This is a genomic window from Streptomyces sp. NBC_01241, from assembly GCF_041435435.1.
Taxonomy (GTDB): Bacteria; Actinomycetota; Actinomycetes; order Streptomycetales; family Streptomycetaceae; genus Streptomyces.
Window position 1 is genome coordinate 8,725,694 of sequence record NZ_CP108494.1, and the last position, 16,931, is coordinate 8,742,624.

The 16,931-nt window shown below is 69.1% G+C and carries 10 protein-coding genes and 3 pseudogenes; 3 read left to right on the forward strand and 10 right to left on the reverse strand.

Going from position 1 to position 16,931, the window contains the following annotated elements; genetic code table 11:
* Nucleotides 1-185 precede the first annotated feature (185 nt).
* The 3 genes and pseudogenes from OG306_RS39615 to OG306_RS39625 form a co-directional block, all read right to left on the reverse strand.
* Nucleotides 186-437, reverse strand: a pseudogene (locus OG306_RS39615) (hypothetical protein); the annotation flags it as partial.
* Nucleotides 438-482: 45 nt separating this feature from the next.
* Nucleotides 483-2,267, reverse strand: a complete 1,785-nt coding sequence (locus tag OG306_RS39620) for a reverse transcriptase/maturase family protein (RefSeq protein ID WP_266751484.1) — start codon at nucleotides 2,265-2,267, stop codon at nucleotides 483-485.
* 537 nt (nucleotides 2,268-2,804) lie between these two features.
* Nucleotides 2,805-3,512 (reverse strand): annotated as a pseudogene (locus tag OG306_RS39625) (ISL3 family transposase); the annotation flags it as partial.
* 18 nt (nucleotides 3,513-3,530) lie between these two features.
* Here OG306_RS39625 and OG306_RS39630 point away from each other — a divergent pair.
* Nucleotides 3,531-4,129, forward strand: a pseudogene (locus OG306_RS39630) (GntR family transcriptional regulator).
* 70 nt (nucleotides 4,130-4,199) lie between these two features.
* Here the strand turns inward: OG306_RS39630 and phnE are convergent.
* The 5 genes from phnE to OG306_RS39655 form a co-directional block, all read right to left on the reverse strand.
* Nucleotides 4,200-5,018 (reverse strand): phosphonate ABC transporter, permease protein PhnE, encoded by an 819-nt coding sequence (phnE, locus tag OG306_RS39635; RefSeq protein ID WP_266904210.1) that lies wholly within the window; start codon nucleotides 5,016-5,018, stop codon nucleotides 4,200-4,202.
* Nucleotides 5,015-5,728 carry a phosphonate ABC transporter ATP-binding protein gene (locus tag OG306_RS39640; protein ID WP_266751590.1) on the reverse strand — a complete coding sequence of 238 codons (714 nt, stop codon included), beginning with the start codon at nucleotides 5,726-5,728 and terminating at the stop codon, nucleotides 5,015-5,017. Before OG306_RS39640 ends, phnE begins: the two co-directional genes overlap by 4 nt.
* Nucleotides 5,728-6,636, reverse strand: a complete 909-nt coding sequence (locus OG306_RS39645; protein WP_266751591.1) for a phosphate/phosphite/phosphonate ABC transporter substrate-binding protein — start codon at nucleotides 6,634-6,636, stop codon at nucleotides 5,728-5,730. Before OG306_RS39645 ends, OG306_RS39640 begins: the two co-directional genes overlap by 1 nt.
* Before the next feature lie 224 nt (nucleotides 6,637-6,860).
* Nucleotides 6,861-9,020: an alkaline phosphatase D family protein gene (locus OG306_RS39650; RefSeq protein WP_266904208.1), complete on the reverse strand. Its 2,160-nt coding sequence runs from the start codon at nucleotides 9,018-9,020 to the stop codon at nucleotides 6,861-6,863.
* 233 nt (nucleotides 9,021-9,253) lie between these two features.
* The gene (locus tag OG306_RS39655) at nucleotides 9,254-10,333 is read right to left on the reverse strand and encodes a zinc-binding dehydrogenase (protein WP_266751595.1); all 1,080 of its coding nucleotides are present in this window, start codon (nucleotides 10,331-10,333) and stop codon (nucleotides 9,254-9,256) included.
* Between the two features lie 300 nt (nucleotides 10,334-10,633).
* Here OG306_RS39655 and OG306_RS39660 point away from each other — a divergent pair, with 300 nt between their 5' ends.
* Nucleotides 10,634-11,362 (forward strand): GntR family transcriptional regulator, encoded by a 729-nt coding sequence (locus tag OG306_RS39660; protein ID WP_266751597.1) that lies wholly within the window; start codon nucleotides 10,634-10,636, stop codon nucleotides 11,360-11,362.
* A 37-nt stretch (nucleotides 11,363-11,399) separates the two neighbouring features.
* Here the strand turns inward: OG306_RS39660 and OG306_RS39665 are convergent, their stop codons facing one another.
* The gene (locus OG306_RS39665; RefSeq protein ID WP_266751599.1) at nucleotides 11,400-12,155 is read right to left on the reverse strand and encodes an SDR family NAD(P)-dependent oxidoreductase; all 756 of its coding nucleotides are present in this window, start codon (nucleotides 12,153-12,155) and stop codon (nucleotides 11,400-11,402) included.
* Nucleotides 12,156-12,369: 214 nt separating this feature from the next.
* Between OG306_RS39665 and OG306_RS39670 the strand changes: the two genes are divergently transcribed.
* A complete protein-coding gene (locus OG306_RS39670; protein ID WP_266751601.1) occupies nucleotides 12,370-13,065 on the forward strand; it encodes a FadR/GntR family transcriptional regulator in 696 nt (231 codons plus the stop codon).
* Nucleotides 13,066-13,142: 77 nt separating this feature from the next.
* Here OG306_RS39670 and OG306_RS39675 read toward each other — a convergent pair whose 3' ends face one another.
* Nucleotides 13,143-16,868 carry a glycoside hydrolase family 2 TIM barrel-domain containing protein gene (locus OG306_RS39675; protein ID WP_266751602.1) on the reverse strand — a complete coding sequence of 1,242 codons (3,726 nt, stop codon included), beginning with the start codon at nucleotides 16,866-16,868 and terminating at the stop codon, nucleotides 13,143-13,145.
* Nucleotides 16,869-16,931 lie beyond the last annotated feature (63 nt).

A 16,931-nucleotide genomic window follows, 5' to 3' on the forward strand; every position in this document is an offset into this window, starting at 1 on the left:
CGGGGACCGACCCGCCTCCTGCCGAGCGCCGCCCACACGATCCAAACGCCCGGGACAGCCCGCTCGGAACGGTGCGCGCCCCTCGGCGGGACCAGCGACGCCCGCCCACCGAGGGGCGCTGAGCGCCTGGTCCTCGCCGCCGTCCCCCGTACCGCGACGTCCTCGCCCGGCAGGTCGGCCGCGAAGACGGCGAGGTTCAGTCTGCGGGAGCAGTCGAGCAGGCCGACGCCTGAGCCGAGGAGGTCGTGGACTTTGTGCCAGCGCTCGCGGGTGGTCTGCTCGCGGACGCCGCCGGGCCGGGGCGGGTTGACGGCGGCCCAGCAGGGAGCGTGGGCGCGGACCTCGGCCAGGACTTTGTCGCACAGGTTCCGCCACAGGGTACTGGTGGGCCGTCGGCGAGGTGCCTGCTGAGCAGGTCCTTTTCCCACGGCCCCCAGCCCAAACGACGCATGCGACTTTCACCGCACGTCGCTTTCCAGTGACTACTCCGTGAGTGCTGGGGCGGGCTTCTTGCCGTGGATGTCCGCGTGACAACTTCCGCAGACCACAAGGGCTTTGCGATGTCGTGCGGCCATGAGATCTGCCCACGGTGGCCGGGTTCCTGATCGTCCGAGGTCTGCGAGCTTGGCGACGTGGTGGACTTCCACCTCGTTGATCTGCCCGCAGGACTCGCACCGTCCGGCGAGGAGCCGGGTGACCAGCTCCTTGCGTTTGGTGTTGACCGGGGCCAGCCGACGGTCATTGATCACCGTCTTCTTGTCCCGTCGCAGCGGGATCCCTCCGAACCGTCCGACCAGTGGCTTCCTGCCGGTGCGTTCGACGCGGGCTTCGAAGCACTTGCGCAGTCCGTGCGGGGTCTCGATGGTGGCCGCGTACTTGCGGGCCATCTTCGACACCGACGAGCGGTGCTTGTTGGCGAGCGTCATCAGCATCGAGGTCTCCATGACCCATTGCAGCCGGGCGAGTCGAAAGACGTCGCCGGCCAGCAGGTAGTACTGGACGATGCCGCGGTACTCCGACCCGTAGGTGCTGAGGATGACGTGATCGTCCTGGTTCAGCAGTTCCGGCCGACGCGCGGGTTTGCCGCGCTTCATGTACTGGGCTTGCTTGGCAGATACCACCGAACGAGGGACGCGCAATCTGATGACCCCATTGACGGAACGACGTCCGCCGGTGATCTTGCGGTCGTTGTGGTGCACGGTGATTTCGTAGCCGAGGAACCTCGCCGCCTGGGTGCGGGCGTGCGTGATGAGGGTCTTCTCCGGCGACAGTTCCAACCTGAGTTCGTCACGGATGAATTGTGCCAGCCGCTCTTTGATTTCCTCGGCTTCTGCCTTCGGTCCGGCGAACCCGAGCAGGGTGTCGTCGGCGTAACGCGTATATCGCAGTCGCCGGTAGCCAGGATCATGAGTATCCATGCTGGGCACACTGCGAAGTTGCTTGCGCAGCTCCCGCACCTCGGTGCGGTCATCGCGCTTGCCTGCGCGTCTTATGGCCGCCCACACCCGATGAAAGGCACGGTTCGGCTGCCTGACTCTTCCCCGGGTGTATTCCGGGATCAGAATATTCTCGACGTACTCATCCATCTTGTGCAGATAGATATTTGACAGGATCGGTGAAACTACACCGCCTTGCGGACTCCCGCTGTGCGTAGCGTTCCAGACCCAGTCCTCCATGTATCCGGCCTTGAGCATGTTGCCCATCAGCCGCAGGAACCGGTTGTCTTGGATTCTTTCACCCAGGATTCGGAGCATGACCGAATGGTCAAGGCGATCGAAGCACTGGGCGATGTCGCCCTCGACAAACCAAACTGTGCCCGTCCAGGTATTGGCCACATCACGTAGTGCGGTGTGACAGCCCCGGCGGGGACGGAAACCGTGCGAGGAGTTGGAGAACGTCGGCTCGTAATACGCCTCAAGCAGCAGACGGATCACCTCGCCGACGAGTTTGTCACTCCAGGGCGGCAGGCCGAGCGGGCGCAGCTTCGTGCTGCCCCGCCCCTTTGGGATATAGACCCTTCTGGCTGGGCTCCACCGGTAGCGTTCGTGACGCAGCGCGTCGATGACGTGCTCGATTTTTCCCAGCGACATGCCGTCCACGGTCTCCCCGTTGACCCCCGGTGTCATTGACCCCTTGTTGGAGTACAGACGGCCGTAGGCCAGCAGATACAACTGCGGATTGAAGAGCTGTCGATACAATTCGCTGCACGGCAGGCCACGCCTGCCGCGTTCACGGAGGACACCCAGCACCGTTTCGGCGCTCTGCATTACGCATACCTCCCGATCCTTGAGTGTCCGATCACCTGGCCCCCTTCGCCCGATGCGGACGGCTTTCCCGTCCTCCTTGGCCGGTCGTGACTCCGGCGACTACTACGGGACCTCCGTCGCCATAGGAAGATCTCACCCCTTAGGCGATCCCATGTTCGTCCTTGTCGTACGTAATAGCGTGAGGTAGGCGCCCCATTCATCCCCTTGAATGCCCTCACTGGGCATCGCTCCGCGCTCCGGAGGTTGCGTCGGCCATGGCACAAAGCCGTCGCAGGGCGCGGCACCGGTTTCAGGCATTTTTCCGGTGGATTCGACCTTCAATCTTCTGGGGATTGGGATTCAGGCAATCCAGCTTTCGCCATATCACGCGGGTCCCACGACGCCCCGTCTCCAATGCCTGAGCCCGGCCGTCGCTTTCCTGGCATGCTGCGGTCCCCTCACCGTTTCCGGATTAGGTAAGCCATCAGACCCAAGAATTTCCTTCCGAATTCTTCCCGACTGAGTCGGGGATACGACAAGGCGCCTCATGGCGCACTGCCACCGGTCGCTGACCTGCACCGCGGCGGGCAGGGCCCGGCGTATGGCCTCGCCGTAGGCGCCTGAGCCGTCCCGGCAGACGATCTCAGCGCCGGGATGCTCGCGCAGCCACGCCTCAAGGGTGTCCGCGCTGCGGTCGGGGAGTACGTCGATCCGCTCGCCGGTCTCGGCGTTGATCACGATGGTGGCGTACCGGTGGCGGCGCTTGAGCGCGAAGTCGTCCACGCCCAGCACCCGCGGCACCCGGCGCGGAGGCAGCGGCAGTCGCATGAGCATCCGCAGGGCGGTCGAGCGCGACACCGCGGTGGCCAGAGCCCGGGAGAGGCGGGCGCCCGCCCGGCCCGCTAACTCCTTGACTACGCTGCCGAGTTGGTCGGTGAGCCGGTTCGTCCGGCGCTGGTAGCGCCCCAGCAGGCCGGGCACCTGCTCACGAAACGTCTGCCGCGGACAGCCCAGCACCGGGCACACCAGGCGCCGCACCCTCACCGACACCACCACCCGCCTGCCGTCCACCGCCACGTCCGCCACCGTCCGGCCGTGAAAGCCGTGCACCCGCCCGGTCGGCGTCCCGCACACCGGACACGGCACCGGATCATCACGGGTACGCGCCACCACCCGGACCAGCTCACCCTCATCCGCCACACCCTCGATGACCAGGGCAGACAGACCCGAAAACACCACACCCACAAGGGCATTGACCTCAAGCACGCCCCAGCCTGACACACAGTGACGTACGGTCACCACCGACTACGGGACAGGGCCGGTTACCGTACAGACCCGAGCCTGGAAGCGTCGCCGACACCTGTGCGTGAGGCTCTGGCCCGCCTCGAGGCGGACGGACTGGTGGTGAAGCGGTCCCTGTCGGGCTACCGCGCGACCGAGTTGCTGACGCGGCACGGGCTCGAGGAGCTCTTCGAGATGCGTCTGCTGCTGGAGCCCCGGGCCGCGGCCCTGGCCGCGACGCATGCCACCGAGGAGCAACTGGACGCGATCGAGCGGATCGTGGAGGAGATGCGGACGGTGCCTGGGCCGACGGGCCGCTACGCGGACTACCGCGACTTCGCCGCCCTGGACCAGCGCTTCCACGATGCGACCGCGTCCGCGTCGCATCGACCCTGCTCGCCGATGCGGTCGAACGGCTCCACTTACACCTGCATGTCTTCCGGCTCAGCAACATGAAGGTCGCCGAGGACCCGACGCTGGCCGAGCACGAGCGGATCGTACGGGCCGTGCTCCGCAGGAAGGCCGACCGCGCGGCCGAGGCCATGACGGAGCATCTGGCCCTCAGCCTCCGGCGCCAGCTCGCCCGTGAGACCGAAGGCTGAGCCACGTACCGAAACTCGACGACCGTGCCCGGACCGCGGGCCCGGGCGCCGCGGCTGCGGTTGCCGGCGGTCAGGCCAGGCGCAGCCGCACCCATGCCGACAGCCGGTCGACAGCGACGATCAGGACCAGCACCACCATGATGTGGGTCAGCATCTCGTCGAACTGGAACAGTTTGATCGACTGGTTGATCAAGAAGCCGATCCCACCCGCGCCGACGAGGCCGAGTACCAGGGACGCGCGCACATTGACGTCGAGCCGGTACAGCAGCAGTCCGATCAGCTGGGGTGTCACGGTCGGCAGCAGGGCGTGCGCCGCTACCTGGATGCGGCCCGCGCCCGCCGATTGCAGGGCCTGCACCGGACCGGGGTCGGCGTCCTCCAGCGCCTCCGCCCACAGCTTGCCCATCACACCGACGTTGTGGAGAAGCAACGCCAGTACGCCGGGGAAGGGCCCGAGTCCGACAGCGGTGACGAAGATCAGGGCGAAGACCACGTCGGGTACGGCACGCAGGAACGACAGCAGGGAGCGCGCGGCCTGGTAGACCGCCGTCGAGGGGGCGGTCCCGCGTGCCGCGAGCAGAGCCAGGAGAAGCGAGAACGGCATGGACAGGGTCGTGCCGAGCAGCCCGATCCATAGCGTGACCAGGGCGCCGTTCAGGCTGGGTTCCAGGACCTCCCAGCTCAGATCGGGCGGAATCGCGTCGCCCAGGAAGTCGACGATGCCGCCCCAGCCCTCGGTCAGTGCGCCGAAGGACATGTCAGTGGTGTTCCACGCGACGACATGGGCGGTGACCAGCACGGCGGTTACCGCGGCCCCCACCGCCGTGGCGCGTGGCCGGGCGGGCTTCGCCGGGACGGGAAGTCTCCGTACCTCGTTGAGATCGATCACGACACGGCCTCCACAAGCGCGGACTGGTACAGGGTGTCGACGTTCTGGCCGGGTGGGCCGTCCAGGATCACCCGGCCGCGTAGCAGGCCGACCATGCGGTCGGCGTGGCGGGCGGCGAGCGAGGGCTGGTGCAGGACGGCAAGGACGGCCAGGCCCGCGTCGTGGGCGAGCTCGGCCAGCAGCGCGAGTACCTGCTCGGAAGCGGCCGGGTCCAGTGCGGACACCGGTTCGTCGGCCAGCAGGACGCGGGGGCGCTGGCACAGGGCACGGGCCACGGCGACGCGCTGCTGCTGGCCGCCGGAGAGGCGGCCCGCGCGTTCGTGCGCACGGTCGGCGAGACCGACCCGGTCCAGGCAGGCCATCGCCTCCTCCCGCAGCGCGCGTGGGAACAGGGCGGGAACCAGCGAGTGCCGCAGCGGCAGCCGGCCGAGGGCGCCGGCGCACACGTTCTCCAGGACGCTGCGCCGGCGCACGAGGTGGATGTGCTGGAAGACCACGGCGATGTCCAGCGGTCCGCAGGCATTGCCGTCGATGTGTACGCTGCCCGCCGCCATCGGCTCCAGCCCGGCGGCGGCCCGCAGCAGGGTCGACTTGCCGGAGCCGTTGGCCCCGAGCACGGCGAGCAGTTCTCCGCGGGCAACGTCCACGTCCACCCCGTGTAGCACCTGCCGGTCTCCGTACCGCACGGTGACCCCGGACAGTGCGAGCATCAGACGTCCTTCTCGGTCAGGTGCAGCGTCGCGGCGAGGTCGAACAGCGGCTGGTACGTGGACTTGTCCACGGCGACCAGGGGCGCCGGCGGGTCGACGTCGAGGAGGGCGCCGATCTTGCCGACCTTGTCCGGCGGCAGCTTCAGCAGGGCGTCGGTGACCGCCTTCTTGAACTCTGCGTCGAGGCCGCCGCGGACGGTGATCGGGTCGTTCGGGATCGGGTCGGAGCCCCACACCTTGCGGAACCCGGCCGGGTCGAAGATGCCGGAGGCGGTGGCGCTCGCCAGCTGCTGGGAGTTGATCTCGGCGGCATCGACCGTGCCCTTGGCAAGGGCGAGCAGCGCCTCCGGGTGGCCTCCCGCGTAGTTGACCTTGACGTCGTCCTTCTTCAGGCTGGCGTCGAGCATCGCCTTGCGCGGCAGGGCGTCGCCCGATGTCGATCCGACGGACGCCAGCGCGAGGGAGTGCCCCTTGAGGTCCCCGACCGACGTGATGCCGGAGTCCTTCGGCACCCAGATGCCGGCGGTGTAGCCGGACACCTGGCCCTTGCCGTCACCGAACGAGGCGATGGCCTCGGCCTTGGCCCGCCCGCTGGCGAAGACATAGCCGAGGGGGCCGAACATGGCGATGTCGAGCTTGCCGTTCTCCATGGCGAGGACCTCGGCGGAGTAGTCCTCGGTGACGGTCAGCTCCACCTCGCAGTCCAGGCTTTCACCGAGGGCGTCGGCGAGGACCTTGGCGGCCGGGGTGAGCTTGGCGGGGTCCTCGAAGGGCTCCACACCGAAGCGGATCTTGCCCCCGGGGCAGGTGGCGGACTCGGCCGCGTCCGAACTGCCGCCGCAGGCGGTCAGGGTCAGCGCGGCGACAACGGCGAGCGAGGTGGCAAGGGTGAAAGGGCGGACGGGCACGGTGAACTCCGGGTTCGAGGGCAGCACGGGGGAAGGACGCGGTGTGTGTACGGGGTGGGGGAGTCGCTCGCCGGGGCGGCTGTGGCCAACGTGTCAGGCACAGCCACCCCGGTCAACACTTGTATCGACAGGTTGCCAACTGTTCATCTGTGAGTCGGCAGGGGGTTGTCCGGCCTCCTGGCGGAGGGCCGGGAGGGACGGGGGCGGGGGCAGTGGTGACTGTGTCAGCGACCGTCGCCGGAGTGCTTCTCGTCCCGGCCGTGGTGGGTGTGCGCGGGACGCCTCGGGTAGGAGGTGTGACCGAGTTCGGCCGCGGTGCGGGTCACCTCGAAGAGGCGCTCGCCGTCGCGGTTGATCCAGGTCGCCGTGAGGGTCGGCATTTCGAGCGTCGTATCGGCGACCAGTTTGAGGAAGACGTGCGGCTCGACGGCACTGTGCACCAGGTAGGGGCTGGGCACGTTGAGGCTCGGGATGGTGCTGTCGTGCAGCGGACTCACGATGAACTGCCACAGGTCGTAGCCGACACGGGGGCCGTAGCTCAGGGCACGGGAGACGTGGATGTCTCCGCCGACCAGGAAGCAGCCCGGGATCTCCTCCGCGGCGATGAAGTCGTAGATCGCGTCCCGCTCGTAGGAGTAGGTGGCCCAGTCGTCCTTCTCGGCGTTCTGCTTGTCGTCCCAGATCATGCCGGTGGCGATGGCCTTGAACGGGGCCGTGCTCCTGCGCAGCTGCGTACGGAGCCAGTCCCACTGCACCGTGCCCAGGCAGGTCACCTGGGTGCTGTCGGCCCAGCTCGGCGCGGTACGGCTGAACCAGCGCGGGTCCAGCAGGAAGACCTCGATCGGGCCCCGGCGGAAGGATGTATAGACACCCTCTCCGTCCGTCCGCTGCCGGAGGATCTTCCCGTCCGTAGTCTGCCCGAAGGTGGGGTTGGCGCGATAGTTGACGAAAGCGGTGCGGTTCTGGCGTTTGCTCTTGTAGTCGCCGTGGAAGTCGTTGCCGCCGAAGTCGTGGTCGTCCCAGGTGGCCCAGACCGGCATGGAGGAGACCAGCCGGGAGATCTCTGGCTGCACCAGGAACGTACGGTGCTTCCGGCGGGCAACCTCGAGGTCGGAACTGTCGACGTACGGAGTGTCGCCGAGCATCACGAAGCTGTCGCAGCCCTCGTCCATGATCGCCGTCCATACGTGGTCGGGGACCGACGGGCCGCACGAGCCCATCCCCATGGTGACCACGGACGGCTTGTCCGGGTCGGGCGAGGTGGTGAAGGATCCGGTCATCGGCGTGAAGCCGGCCGCTTCCTTGACCGGGGTGAGGGCGAACTCATACGCCGTGTCCGGAGCCAGGCCCCGCAGCTGGGCGATCAGCGTGTCGTCGTTGCCGGGTTCGACGCTGGTGGTGACGGTGCGCCAGGTCCTGTTCACCTTCCCGCCCAGCTCGCGGTAGGCGCAGTTCCAGCGGGAGTAGAGCGAGGGGTCGAGGCCGGGGCGGGCCCAGATCCGGGCGTTGCCGGGTTCGGTGTGGCCGACCATCGGCCCGACCGGCTGCTCGGGCGGCATCGGCGTCGGCACCACGGCGGGCGCCGTACCGGTGCGCACCGACGCGACGTAGCCGGCCAGCGCGGCGAAGAACGCCTCACTGTCCGCCACCGCCTCGGCCGGCTGCACCACCGCACCCGCACTGTTGCGGATCTTGTCCACGGTCAGGCTGGTGACGAGGAACCGGCCGGCCCCGAACTGGCCCTCCAGCAGCGCGGGCGGGAACCCGGAGGCGGAGCAGGCCATCAGCACCCGCATCGAACTCCACCGCTGAACCGTCTCGTAACTCACCCGCGGACTGGCGTTCCGGCCGGTGAACAGTCGGCCGTTGCTGACGCGCAATCCCTTGACGAGCGGGTGGCCCGCGTCGACCGGGTGGATCGTGTCGTAGTCGGCATCGGTGCGCACGGCGGACAGACCGCTCGGCAGATAGGCCACTGCGGCGCCGTACTGGTCGGACTGCGCCAGATCCAGCACGACCCGGCGGTCGGCGACGAACCGGCGCAGGGAGTCGGCCTGGTCGGCGACGTAGTCGAGATAGTCGTCGCTGTTGTTCGTGAAGGTGCCGAACGCGATCAGGTCGACCTGCTGCGGCTGCTCGTCGGCCGCCAGCGTCAGGTCGAGCGGCACGACCTCGAAGCCCGCCTTCCGCAGCAGTTCGGCCAGCCCCAGGACCTTCGTCCAGGGGTCCTCGTACTCCAGGACGGCGGCGCGCAGCAGGGCGGTGTCGTCCGCGGCGCGCGGCGCGCCGTCCGCGGCGGACGCCGGTCCGGCGACACCGACCGTGAGAGCTGCGGCGACACCGCCCGTCAGTACCTTCCGTCTGTCCAGACCGTTGTCTGGCATGTGTCTCTCCTTCGGAACGCGGCGTCCGGTCCGCCTTCTGCGGATACGGAGACCGAGCGGTGGGTGCCCGTTTCGGGGCCTGTGCCGCAGACGCTGGCAGAGCGAGCAGCGGGCGGCAATAGCTTGTATCGACAAGTCATTCGGAGTTCACGCAGACCTTCGACGTGCTGCGCGATGTTCACCCGCGCCGGGATGACGCGTTCCGTGTCCGGCGGTCGCGGGTGAGGGCTGGTTCAGCCCAGGCCCGGCAGAACGGCCTGGCGTGGGGCATCCGCTCCCTGCGCAGCGCACACGGCCGTGCCGAGATCTCCCAGGCAATGAGCCCCTTCCACCAGGTCGGCGAAGGGGTGGGCGGTGTGGCGGGCCGCGAGGAACGCGACGGCCGTATGGAGGTCGGCGGGCCGGTAGTTGTGCACACCGGTGACCGTGCGCAGGCCCCGCACCAGCCACTCGGGGTCGACGGGGACGGCGTCCGCCGGGGAGACCGAGCCGGCCAGCACGGCGATCCCGCCGATGTCGAGGGCGGACAGACACGCCCGGACCGCGTCCGTGCGGCCCGACAGTTCCAGGGCGATGTCGGCCGGGCCCGTCGGGTCGTTCACGTCCAGCACCCGGGCGGCCCCGAACTGTCCGGCGCGCGCCCGCCGGGCCGGGGACGGATCGACGGCGGTCACGCGGGCGCCCCCGAGGGCGGCCATCGCCACCGCCGTCAGGCCGAGCATGCCCGCGCCGGTGACCAGCACCTCGCGCCCCTCCAGGGGGCCGGCGGCGGCGATGACCGCGGCCACGGTGGCGGTCGCGCAAGACGCCGGGGCGGCGACCGCGTCCGGCAGTCCCTCGGGTACCGCGACGACGGCGGTCCCCGGCAGCAGTACGCAGTGAGTGGCGAACCCGCCCGTCAGGGGGGCCTGTTCGTCCAGCGGTTCGTGCCCGTACTTGCGCAGCTCCCGGCACTTCTGCGGGTGGCCGCGCAGGCAGCGCGGGCAGGCCCCGCAGGAGGCGGTGACCGACCACACCACCCGCAGCCCCGGCACCACTGGAGTGCCGTCCACACACGACGGCGCCCCCGGACCCACCGCCAGCACGGTGCCCACCTGTTCGTGCCCCAGCAGCGCCGGAACTGGGGACGGCCGCTTGCCGTTCACGGTGTGCAGGTCGCTGCCGCACACCGTGGCCAGGTCGATGCGCACCAGCACCTCGCCATCGCCCGGCGACCTGGGGGTGGTGGTGGACACCAGCGTGAACGGCCGGTCGACCCCGTCCCAGCGGGCGTAGCGGACGTCGAGAAGTTCGTCGGAGATGGTCCCAGGCATCGCGTCAACCCAATCCGTCACGATTACTTGTAAGCGAGTAAGCAACCTATATAGACATCTTTTCGAGGCTGGAGCGAAACTCTGGGTGAACAGAGGATGCAGAGGCTGTTCGCCGACGACGCCCAGGTGGTCGTACCCGAGGTCCGCGGTCGGCCATACGACCGGTCGAACCATGCGTGGCTGGCGGGCAGTCCGGTCCAAATCACCTGGAAGCGCCCGAGGTGGCAGCGCCGGGAGGACCCGCACGGCCGGCTGACCGGGGACCGGAGGAAGGTGAGCGAGACCTGTAAGGTCAAGTCTATGGCCACCCCTCTGCACCGGACCATCGCAGCCGAACTCCGTCATCGGATTCGTTCCGGGAACCTCGCGGTCGGTGGGTCGTTGCCGTCCGAGTCCCAGCTCTGCGAGGAGTTCTCGGCGTCGCGAGGACCGGTCCGGCAGGCCCTCGCCACCTTGCGTGACGAGGGGGTCATCGGTGGCGGGCAGGGCAAGCGGGCGGTGGTGCTGGACACTGTTCCCACCCAGCCGTTCGAGTCGTTCCTGTCCTTCACTCGCCGTGCGGAACTGACCGGCTACTCCCCGGGTCAGAAGCTGCAGGAGATCGCGCTGCGCCGCCCCGAACCGGAGATCGCCGCGGCCCTGCAGATCAACCCGGATGACCTCGCGGTCCAGCTCGTCAGGCTGCGCCTGCTCGATGGACGCCCCGCGATGCTGGAACGCATGACGTACGTCGAGTCGGTGGGCCGCCCGCTGATCTCCGCAGATCTGGACGCCGGTTCCATCTACGCCCTACTGACCGAGCAGGGAGTGGATCTGCACTCGGCCCGGCACACGTTCGACGCCGTACCCGCCAACGCCCTGGACGCGAAGCTGCTGGACGTCCCCAAGGGCTTCCCGCTGCTCAGGGAGCGGCGCCTGACGACGGACTCCCAAGGCACCCCCGTCGAATGGTCCGAGGACCGCTACCGCTCGGACACCGCGACCGTGACGGTCACCAACACCCGCAGCTCCCGCACCGCCATGCTCTGAGCGCCACCGCACCGCGGCGGGATCCGGCATCCGCTTCTCAGGCGAACCGGGCGGACACGCCTCCGTCGACGGCCCAGTCGGCACCGGTGACGAAGCCCGCGGCGTCGGACAGGAGGAAGGCGACCACGGAGGCGACCTGGTCGGGGGTGCCGAGCCGGCCGAGGATGTGTTTGGCCACCGCCTCCCGGCGCACCTCGGGCTTCTCCTGGTCGAAGTACTCGGCCAGCAGATCGGTCTCGATGTAGCCGGGGCTGACCGCGTTGACCCGGACTCCCCTCGGTCCCACCTCGAGGGCCATGCTGCGGGTCAGGCCGACCAGGCCGGCCTTGGCCGAGGCGTAGGGAAACATGCCGGGGCAGGTCATCGTGGCGTGCATAGAGGCGATGTTCACGATCGCGCCCCGTCCCTGAGCCGTCATGGCGGGCAGGACGGCCCTGGCCATGAGCCACGCCCCCTTGAGGTCGACCCCGAACACCTCGTCCCACTGCTGGGTGGTCATGGTGACCACGTCGGCGTAGGAGTTCCGTCCCGCGTTGTTGACCAGGCCCGTAGCCGGGCCCAGTTCCTCACGCAGTGCGGTCACCGCGTCATGGACCTGGTCCTCGCAGGTGATGTCGCATGCCGCCCAGGCCGCTGCCGGACCGATGAGGGCCGCGGTCTCCCGCGCGCCCCCGCCGTCGATGTCCAGCACTCCCACCCGTGCGCCGGCCGCCGCCGCCATGGTGGCGACGGCCGCACCGATGCCTCGGGCAGCACCGGTCACCAGTACTACTTCGCCGGTCAGATCAGTCATGTCGGTCCTCCGTTCCGCGCGTGGCGCGCGGTGCCGTCGAGGTGGGTCACGAAGCCCGCAGGGCGGCCGGGCGATTCCCCGCCGCGGGGCCTCGTTCGGCGTGTCGCTCGGATGCGGGCACGACCGAACTTAGCAGCTAAGCTGCCAAGAGATCAGGGGTTCGGAATCGGAAGACGGCCCGGACCGTGTTTCCGGAAGGTGAGAGAGTGAGCGCATGACGATCGGGCGGACGACACTGAGCCACCACGTGGCGCAGGAGATCATCGGCGAGATCACGCTGCGCGGTCTGCGCGCGGGTGACGAGATCCCGGCCGAGGGTGAACTCGCCGAGCGGCACGGCGTCAACCGTCTTGCCGTGCGTGAGGCGATCCGCACCCTGGTCGCCCGCGGTGTCCTCGTCTCCAGCCAGGGCAGGCGTGCACGTGTGGCGGTCCCCGCTCCCGCTGTCCTGGAGCAGATCATCGACTTCCGCCTCAGCCAGAACTCGATGGACATGGTGGACCTGCTCGACACCCGGCGCGTGATCGAGGCGGAGCTCGCACGGCGCGCCGCGGTGCGGGTCGCCACGGGTGAGGGCTCCATGACGGACGTAGTTCGCGCACTGGACGCGATGGGTGGCGCGGCCGGTGACCGGGAGGCGTTCATCGCCGCGGACCTCGCCTTCCATCAGGCCGTGGCGGAACTGGCGGCATCCGGCCTCTTCTCCTTCGTCCTCACGGCGATGAACGGGATCCTGCTCGACTCCCGCAGGGCGAGCTACCACGGCCGGGAGCGCCGGGGCGCGGGGCAGGAGGCCACGGTCGAGGCGCACCGGCGCATCGCCGACGCGATCGCCGCCGGCGAGGGGGACCGTGCGGCCGAGGCCATGACCGCCCACCTCGCGGAGACCGGTCACGACCTCGGACTGTGAGGCGTCCCGGACCGCTCACCCGGGTCGGTTGCGACCCGGGCGGTGGTCCGGGACGGTTGGCGCCGCCCGGACAGCTGTCAGGGCAGCAGTCGCACCCGTGCCGTGCCGCTCCAGCCGGCCGGCAGCGTGATCGCGGGATCGATGTAGTTGCCCCAGGCCAGGTCCGGGTAGTTGATGCGGGCGCTGACGATCAGGGCGACTCCGGGAGCCCGGTGCGGGAACAGGTCGCTCGTCAGCGTCTCGAACGCGTCGAGGACCACATGGGCATCCGTGGCAGCGGCGTTCCTGCGGCCGGTCACCCGCACGCGGACGATGTGCTCGCCCTCGGTCAGACCGGTGCGCTCGAACGCCCGTTGCTGGAACGGCTTGCCCGGTGCGTAGAGGTCCACCTCGGTGGCGGGACCGCCGTCGACGGAGATCTCCGCGATGCCCTGGTTCGGTCCCTTGGGACAGACGACGCGGACGCCCGTGCCCCAGAACCTGACGGTCGCCGTGTCACCCGCGCTTCTGCTGAAGGATTCGGTGCTGCCGAGGTCGTCGTCCGACCTTGTCCCGGTCGAGTCCGCATGGGTCCATGACCCCTTGTAGACGACCTTCTCCGAAGCGTTGTCGATGACCGGGTCCACCACCTGGAACGCGTCAATGAGCGCGAACGCACCCTTGGACGCGGCGTTCCTGGTGCCGGTGCACTCCACCCTGACGGTGTGCCGGCCGTACGCCAATGATGCGCTCCGGAAGACGAGCTGGGCCGGAACCTTGCCCGGTCCGTAGAGGTCGACGGTCTCCGCGGGCCCACCGTCCACCGAGATCTTCACGATGCCGAGGTTGTCGGCCCGGGCGGAGTAGAGGCCGACCGCGGTACCCGTGAACGTCAGTTCCGCCGTCGCTCCCGCCGCGTCGGTGAAGGACTCCGTGCCGAACAGGTCTCCGGCGGTGTAGCCCGCGCTCGCGTCCGCGTGGGTCCAGGCGCCGGTGTAGACGATGTCCGTGGAGGCGTCGTCGATCAGGGCCGGCTCCATCGGTGCGAGCCGGACCGAGTCGTCGCCGTCCGACTCGACCTGCACTCCCGGGCCTGCCTTCCCCGTGGTGGCCCTGGCTACCCTGACCTGCGCCTTGGTGCTGCGGAAGTCATTGGTCCAGTGTGCGGCGCTGTCCTTGCCGAACAGGAAGTAGCTGTGGGTGTCCTGGGACCACGACCAGTCCGGCTTCGTGCGGTATCCGTCGGCACCGGCGGACCGGCCGCGGGTCGCGGTGCCGGAGGCCCGGCCGATGTGGTCATCGGGGTACACCGTCCACTGGGCGTCCCGCTGCCAGCTGAGGGTGTCCGTGCCGTCGGCGAGGACGTACCGTACGCCGACGTCGCTGACCTGGCCGGAGGGCGGGTTGGCGATCGTGTAGGTCGTGGTCAGCAGGCCACGGGGGCTCACAGCCATCCTGATCGTGGTGCCGATGGTGCCGAACCTCCCCGTCAGGGTGACGGTCACCTGACCGTCGGCGGTGGCCACGCTCGCCGACTCCCCCACCCACTGACCGGGTACCGTACGGGAGATCACCAGCTCCGGCCCCCCGGTGAGGACCACGGTTCCGTCAGCGGTCGCTTCGGTGAGCCGTGCGGTGTGCTTGTCGAACACCACCGTGAACGGAGCGTCGACACCCGTGACCGTGATCGTGTCCGCGCTCTCGCCGACCGTGGGCACTGTGCCGTGGTCGGACGGGAACGACGGCTTCGCCCGGGCGTTGAGCGAGAAGCGGTAGTCGTCCACGAGCGCCGTGCCGCGCCGGAAGGTGAGCCGCAGGGTGTCGCCCGGGGACCAGGCACCGGCCGGAACGGTCAGCGTGCCGCTCTTCCGGGGCGCGATGTCGACCCCGCGGAGGGTGCCCGACCGGTTGCCGACCCGCCAGCTCACCGTCAGTTCGCCGAGGTTGCTGTGGTCGTGCCAGTTCATGACGGGGACCCGTATCGGCCTTCCGCGGGTCAGACCGGTGAGTACCCCGTCCGCGATCTGGACCGGAGAGTAGGCCTTCTTGGTGAGCCAGAACTCGGGCTTGCGGCGCCGCCAGAGGTCGATGATGCCCCATTCGCCATATCCCACCGGCCCGTCCGGCAGATGGAACACCTCGTCGATGGCAGCCCAGATGGCGCCGCCCACGACCCCGTCCGTGGCACGGAACTTGGCGGCCAGCTTCGCGATGCTGTGGCCCCAGTAGTCACGCACCCCGGGGTCTTCCTTCAGGGTCCCCACGTTGTAGCACGGCACATGGGCGAACTCGCCGTACTGGATGGGCTGGCCCGCGTTGCCGTTGGCGTTCTGGAGGCTGGGGTAGTGACCGCTGTAGATGTCGGTCTGGTCACCCCCGTTGTGCTGCTGCATGTCCTCGAAGAGCGTCGGGCGTGAGGGGTCCGTCTCGTGGGCGTAGGTGTTCTCCGAGGCGAAGTTGCGCCCCATGCCGCTCTCGTTGCCGACGGACCACTCGATCACGCTGGCGTGGCTGCGGTCACGTTCGATCATCTCGGCGAACTGCGTCATGTACTGCTCGGTATAGGCGGGGTCGTCGACCGTGCTCTGCTGGAAGCAGACGGGCGCCTCGACCTCGACGTAGAGCCCGAGGCGGTCGGCCCAGTCGAGCAGGGCCGGCGTCGGCGGGTAGTGCGAGGTCCGGATGAAGTTGCAGTTCGCCTCCTTGTAGAGCCGGGCGGCCCGCTCCTCCATGTCCGGGGTGGTCGAACGGCCCTGCTTCTCCGTGATGCTGTGATGGCAGACGCCCAGCAGGTGCACGGGCCTGCCGTTGACGATCAGTTGGTTGCCCTCGACCTTGACCTGGCGGAATCCGACCGCCCGGGTCACCGTCTGTGAGACGCCTCCGGCGGTGAACGTCGCCTTCAAGGTGTACAGGTGCGGGTGTTCCGCGTCCCATTTGAGCGGGGACCTGACCGGAATCACCGCCTGCCGCTGGGTATCCGTGGCGGTCAGAGTGATCTTCGAGGGTGCGATCGCCACCGACCGCCCCGCCGGGTCGGTGAGGGTGACTTTCACCGTTCCGCTCTGCCCGGGCTGGATGGCGGCGGCCGCGGTCACCGTGAGCGTCGCATCCTTGTACGCGCTGTCGAAGGTCGTGTCCGCATGCAGCCTGGTGAGATGCGAGGCGGGGAGGGCCACCAGGGTGACCTCGCGCAGGATGCCGCCGATGTTGTGGTGGGCGTAGTCGGACTGGCCGGCGATGCTGGTCGGCCGGTCGGTGACGCCGAGCGTGACCACGGCCTTGCGGCCCGGTGTCACCAGGGAGGTGATGTCGGCGTACCACGTGGTGAAGCCGCCGTCGTGGGTGCGTACGGCCGTCCCGTTGACCCACAGCCGGGCATAGCTGTAGACGCCGTCGAAACGGAGCATGACGCGCTTGCCCGCGAAGTCCGCCGGGACGGCGACCTCGACCGTGTACGCGCATTCGGTGTCCGAGGGTACGGGTTCGATCTGGAGCGCGGGCTCCCCCGGTACGTCGAGCGGGTGCCACGAGGAGGTGTCGGTCCCGGACGTCCAGAACGATGCCGGAGGACTGGACGTCCAGCGCCATCCGGAGGTGACGGGAACGCGCGGAGTGCGTACTCCGGAGACCGTCTCGGGCAGGGGCGGGATCACGGGCGGCGCCGTGGCGGCATGGGCGGGTGCGGCAAGGAAGACGTCACCTGCGACGGCGAGGAATCCCGCTGCCGCCAGGCCCTTCAGCGCATTGCGACGAGTGAGGGCACCGGTCTGCGCTGCGGTGTCCGTGCGGTCCGAAGGTGTGCGGCGGTGAGAGAACGTCACGTCAAACCCTTCTTGGCAACTAGGCTGCTAAGTAACTGGACGAGTGTGGGGCGTGGAATCTCC

Excerpts from the sequence above, each read along its gene's own strand:
- OG306_RS39620 (WP_266751484.1), bottom strand. The coding sequence starts at position 2,267 with ATGCAGAGCGCCGAAACGGTGCTGGGTGTCCTCCGTGAACGCGGCAGG.
- OG306_RS39640 (WP_266751590.1), bottom strand. The coding sequence starts at position 5,728 with ATGCTCGCACTGTCCGGGGTCACCGTGCGGTACGGAGACCGGCAGGTG.
- OG306_RS39650 (WP_266904208.1), bottom strand. The coding sequence starts at position 9,020 with ATGCCAGACAACGGTCTGGACAGACGGAAGGTACTGACGGGCGGTGTC.
- OG306_RS39655 (WP_266751595.1), bottom strand. The coding sequence starts at position 10,333 with ATGCCTGGGACCATCTCCGACGAACTTCTCGACGTCCGCTACGCCCGC.
- OG306_RS39660 (WP_266751597.1), top strand. The coding sequence starts at position 10,634 with ATGGCCACCCCTCTGCACCGGACCATCGCAGCCGAACTCCGTCATCGG.
- OG306_RS39665 (WP_266751599.1), bottom strand. The coding sequence starts at position 12,155 with ATGACTGATCTGACCGGCGAAGTAGTACTGGTGACCGGTGCTGCCCGA.
- OG306_RS39670 (WP_266751601.1), top strand. The coding sequence starts at position 12,370 with ATGACGATCGGGCGGACGACACTGAGCCACCACGTGGCGCAGGAGATC.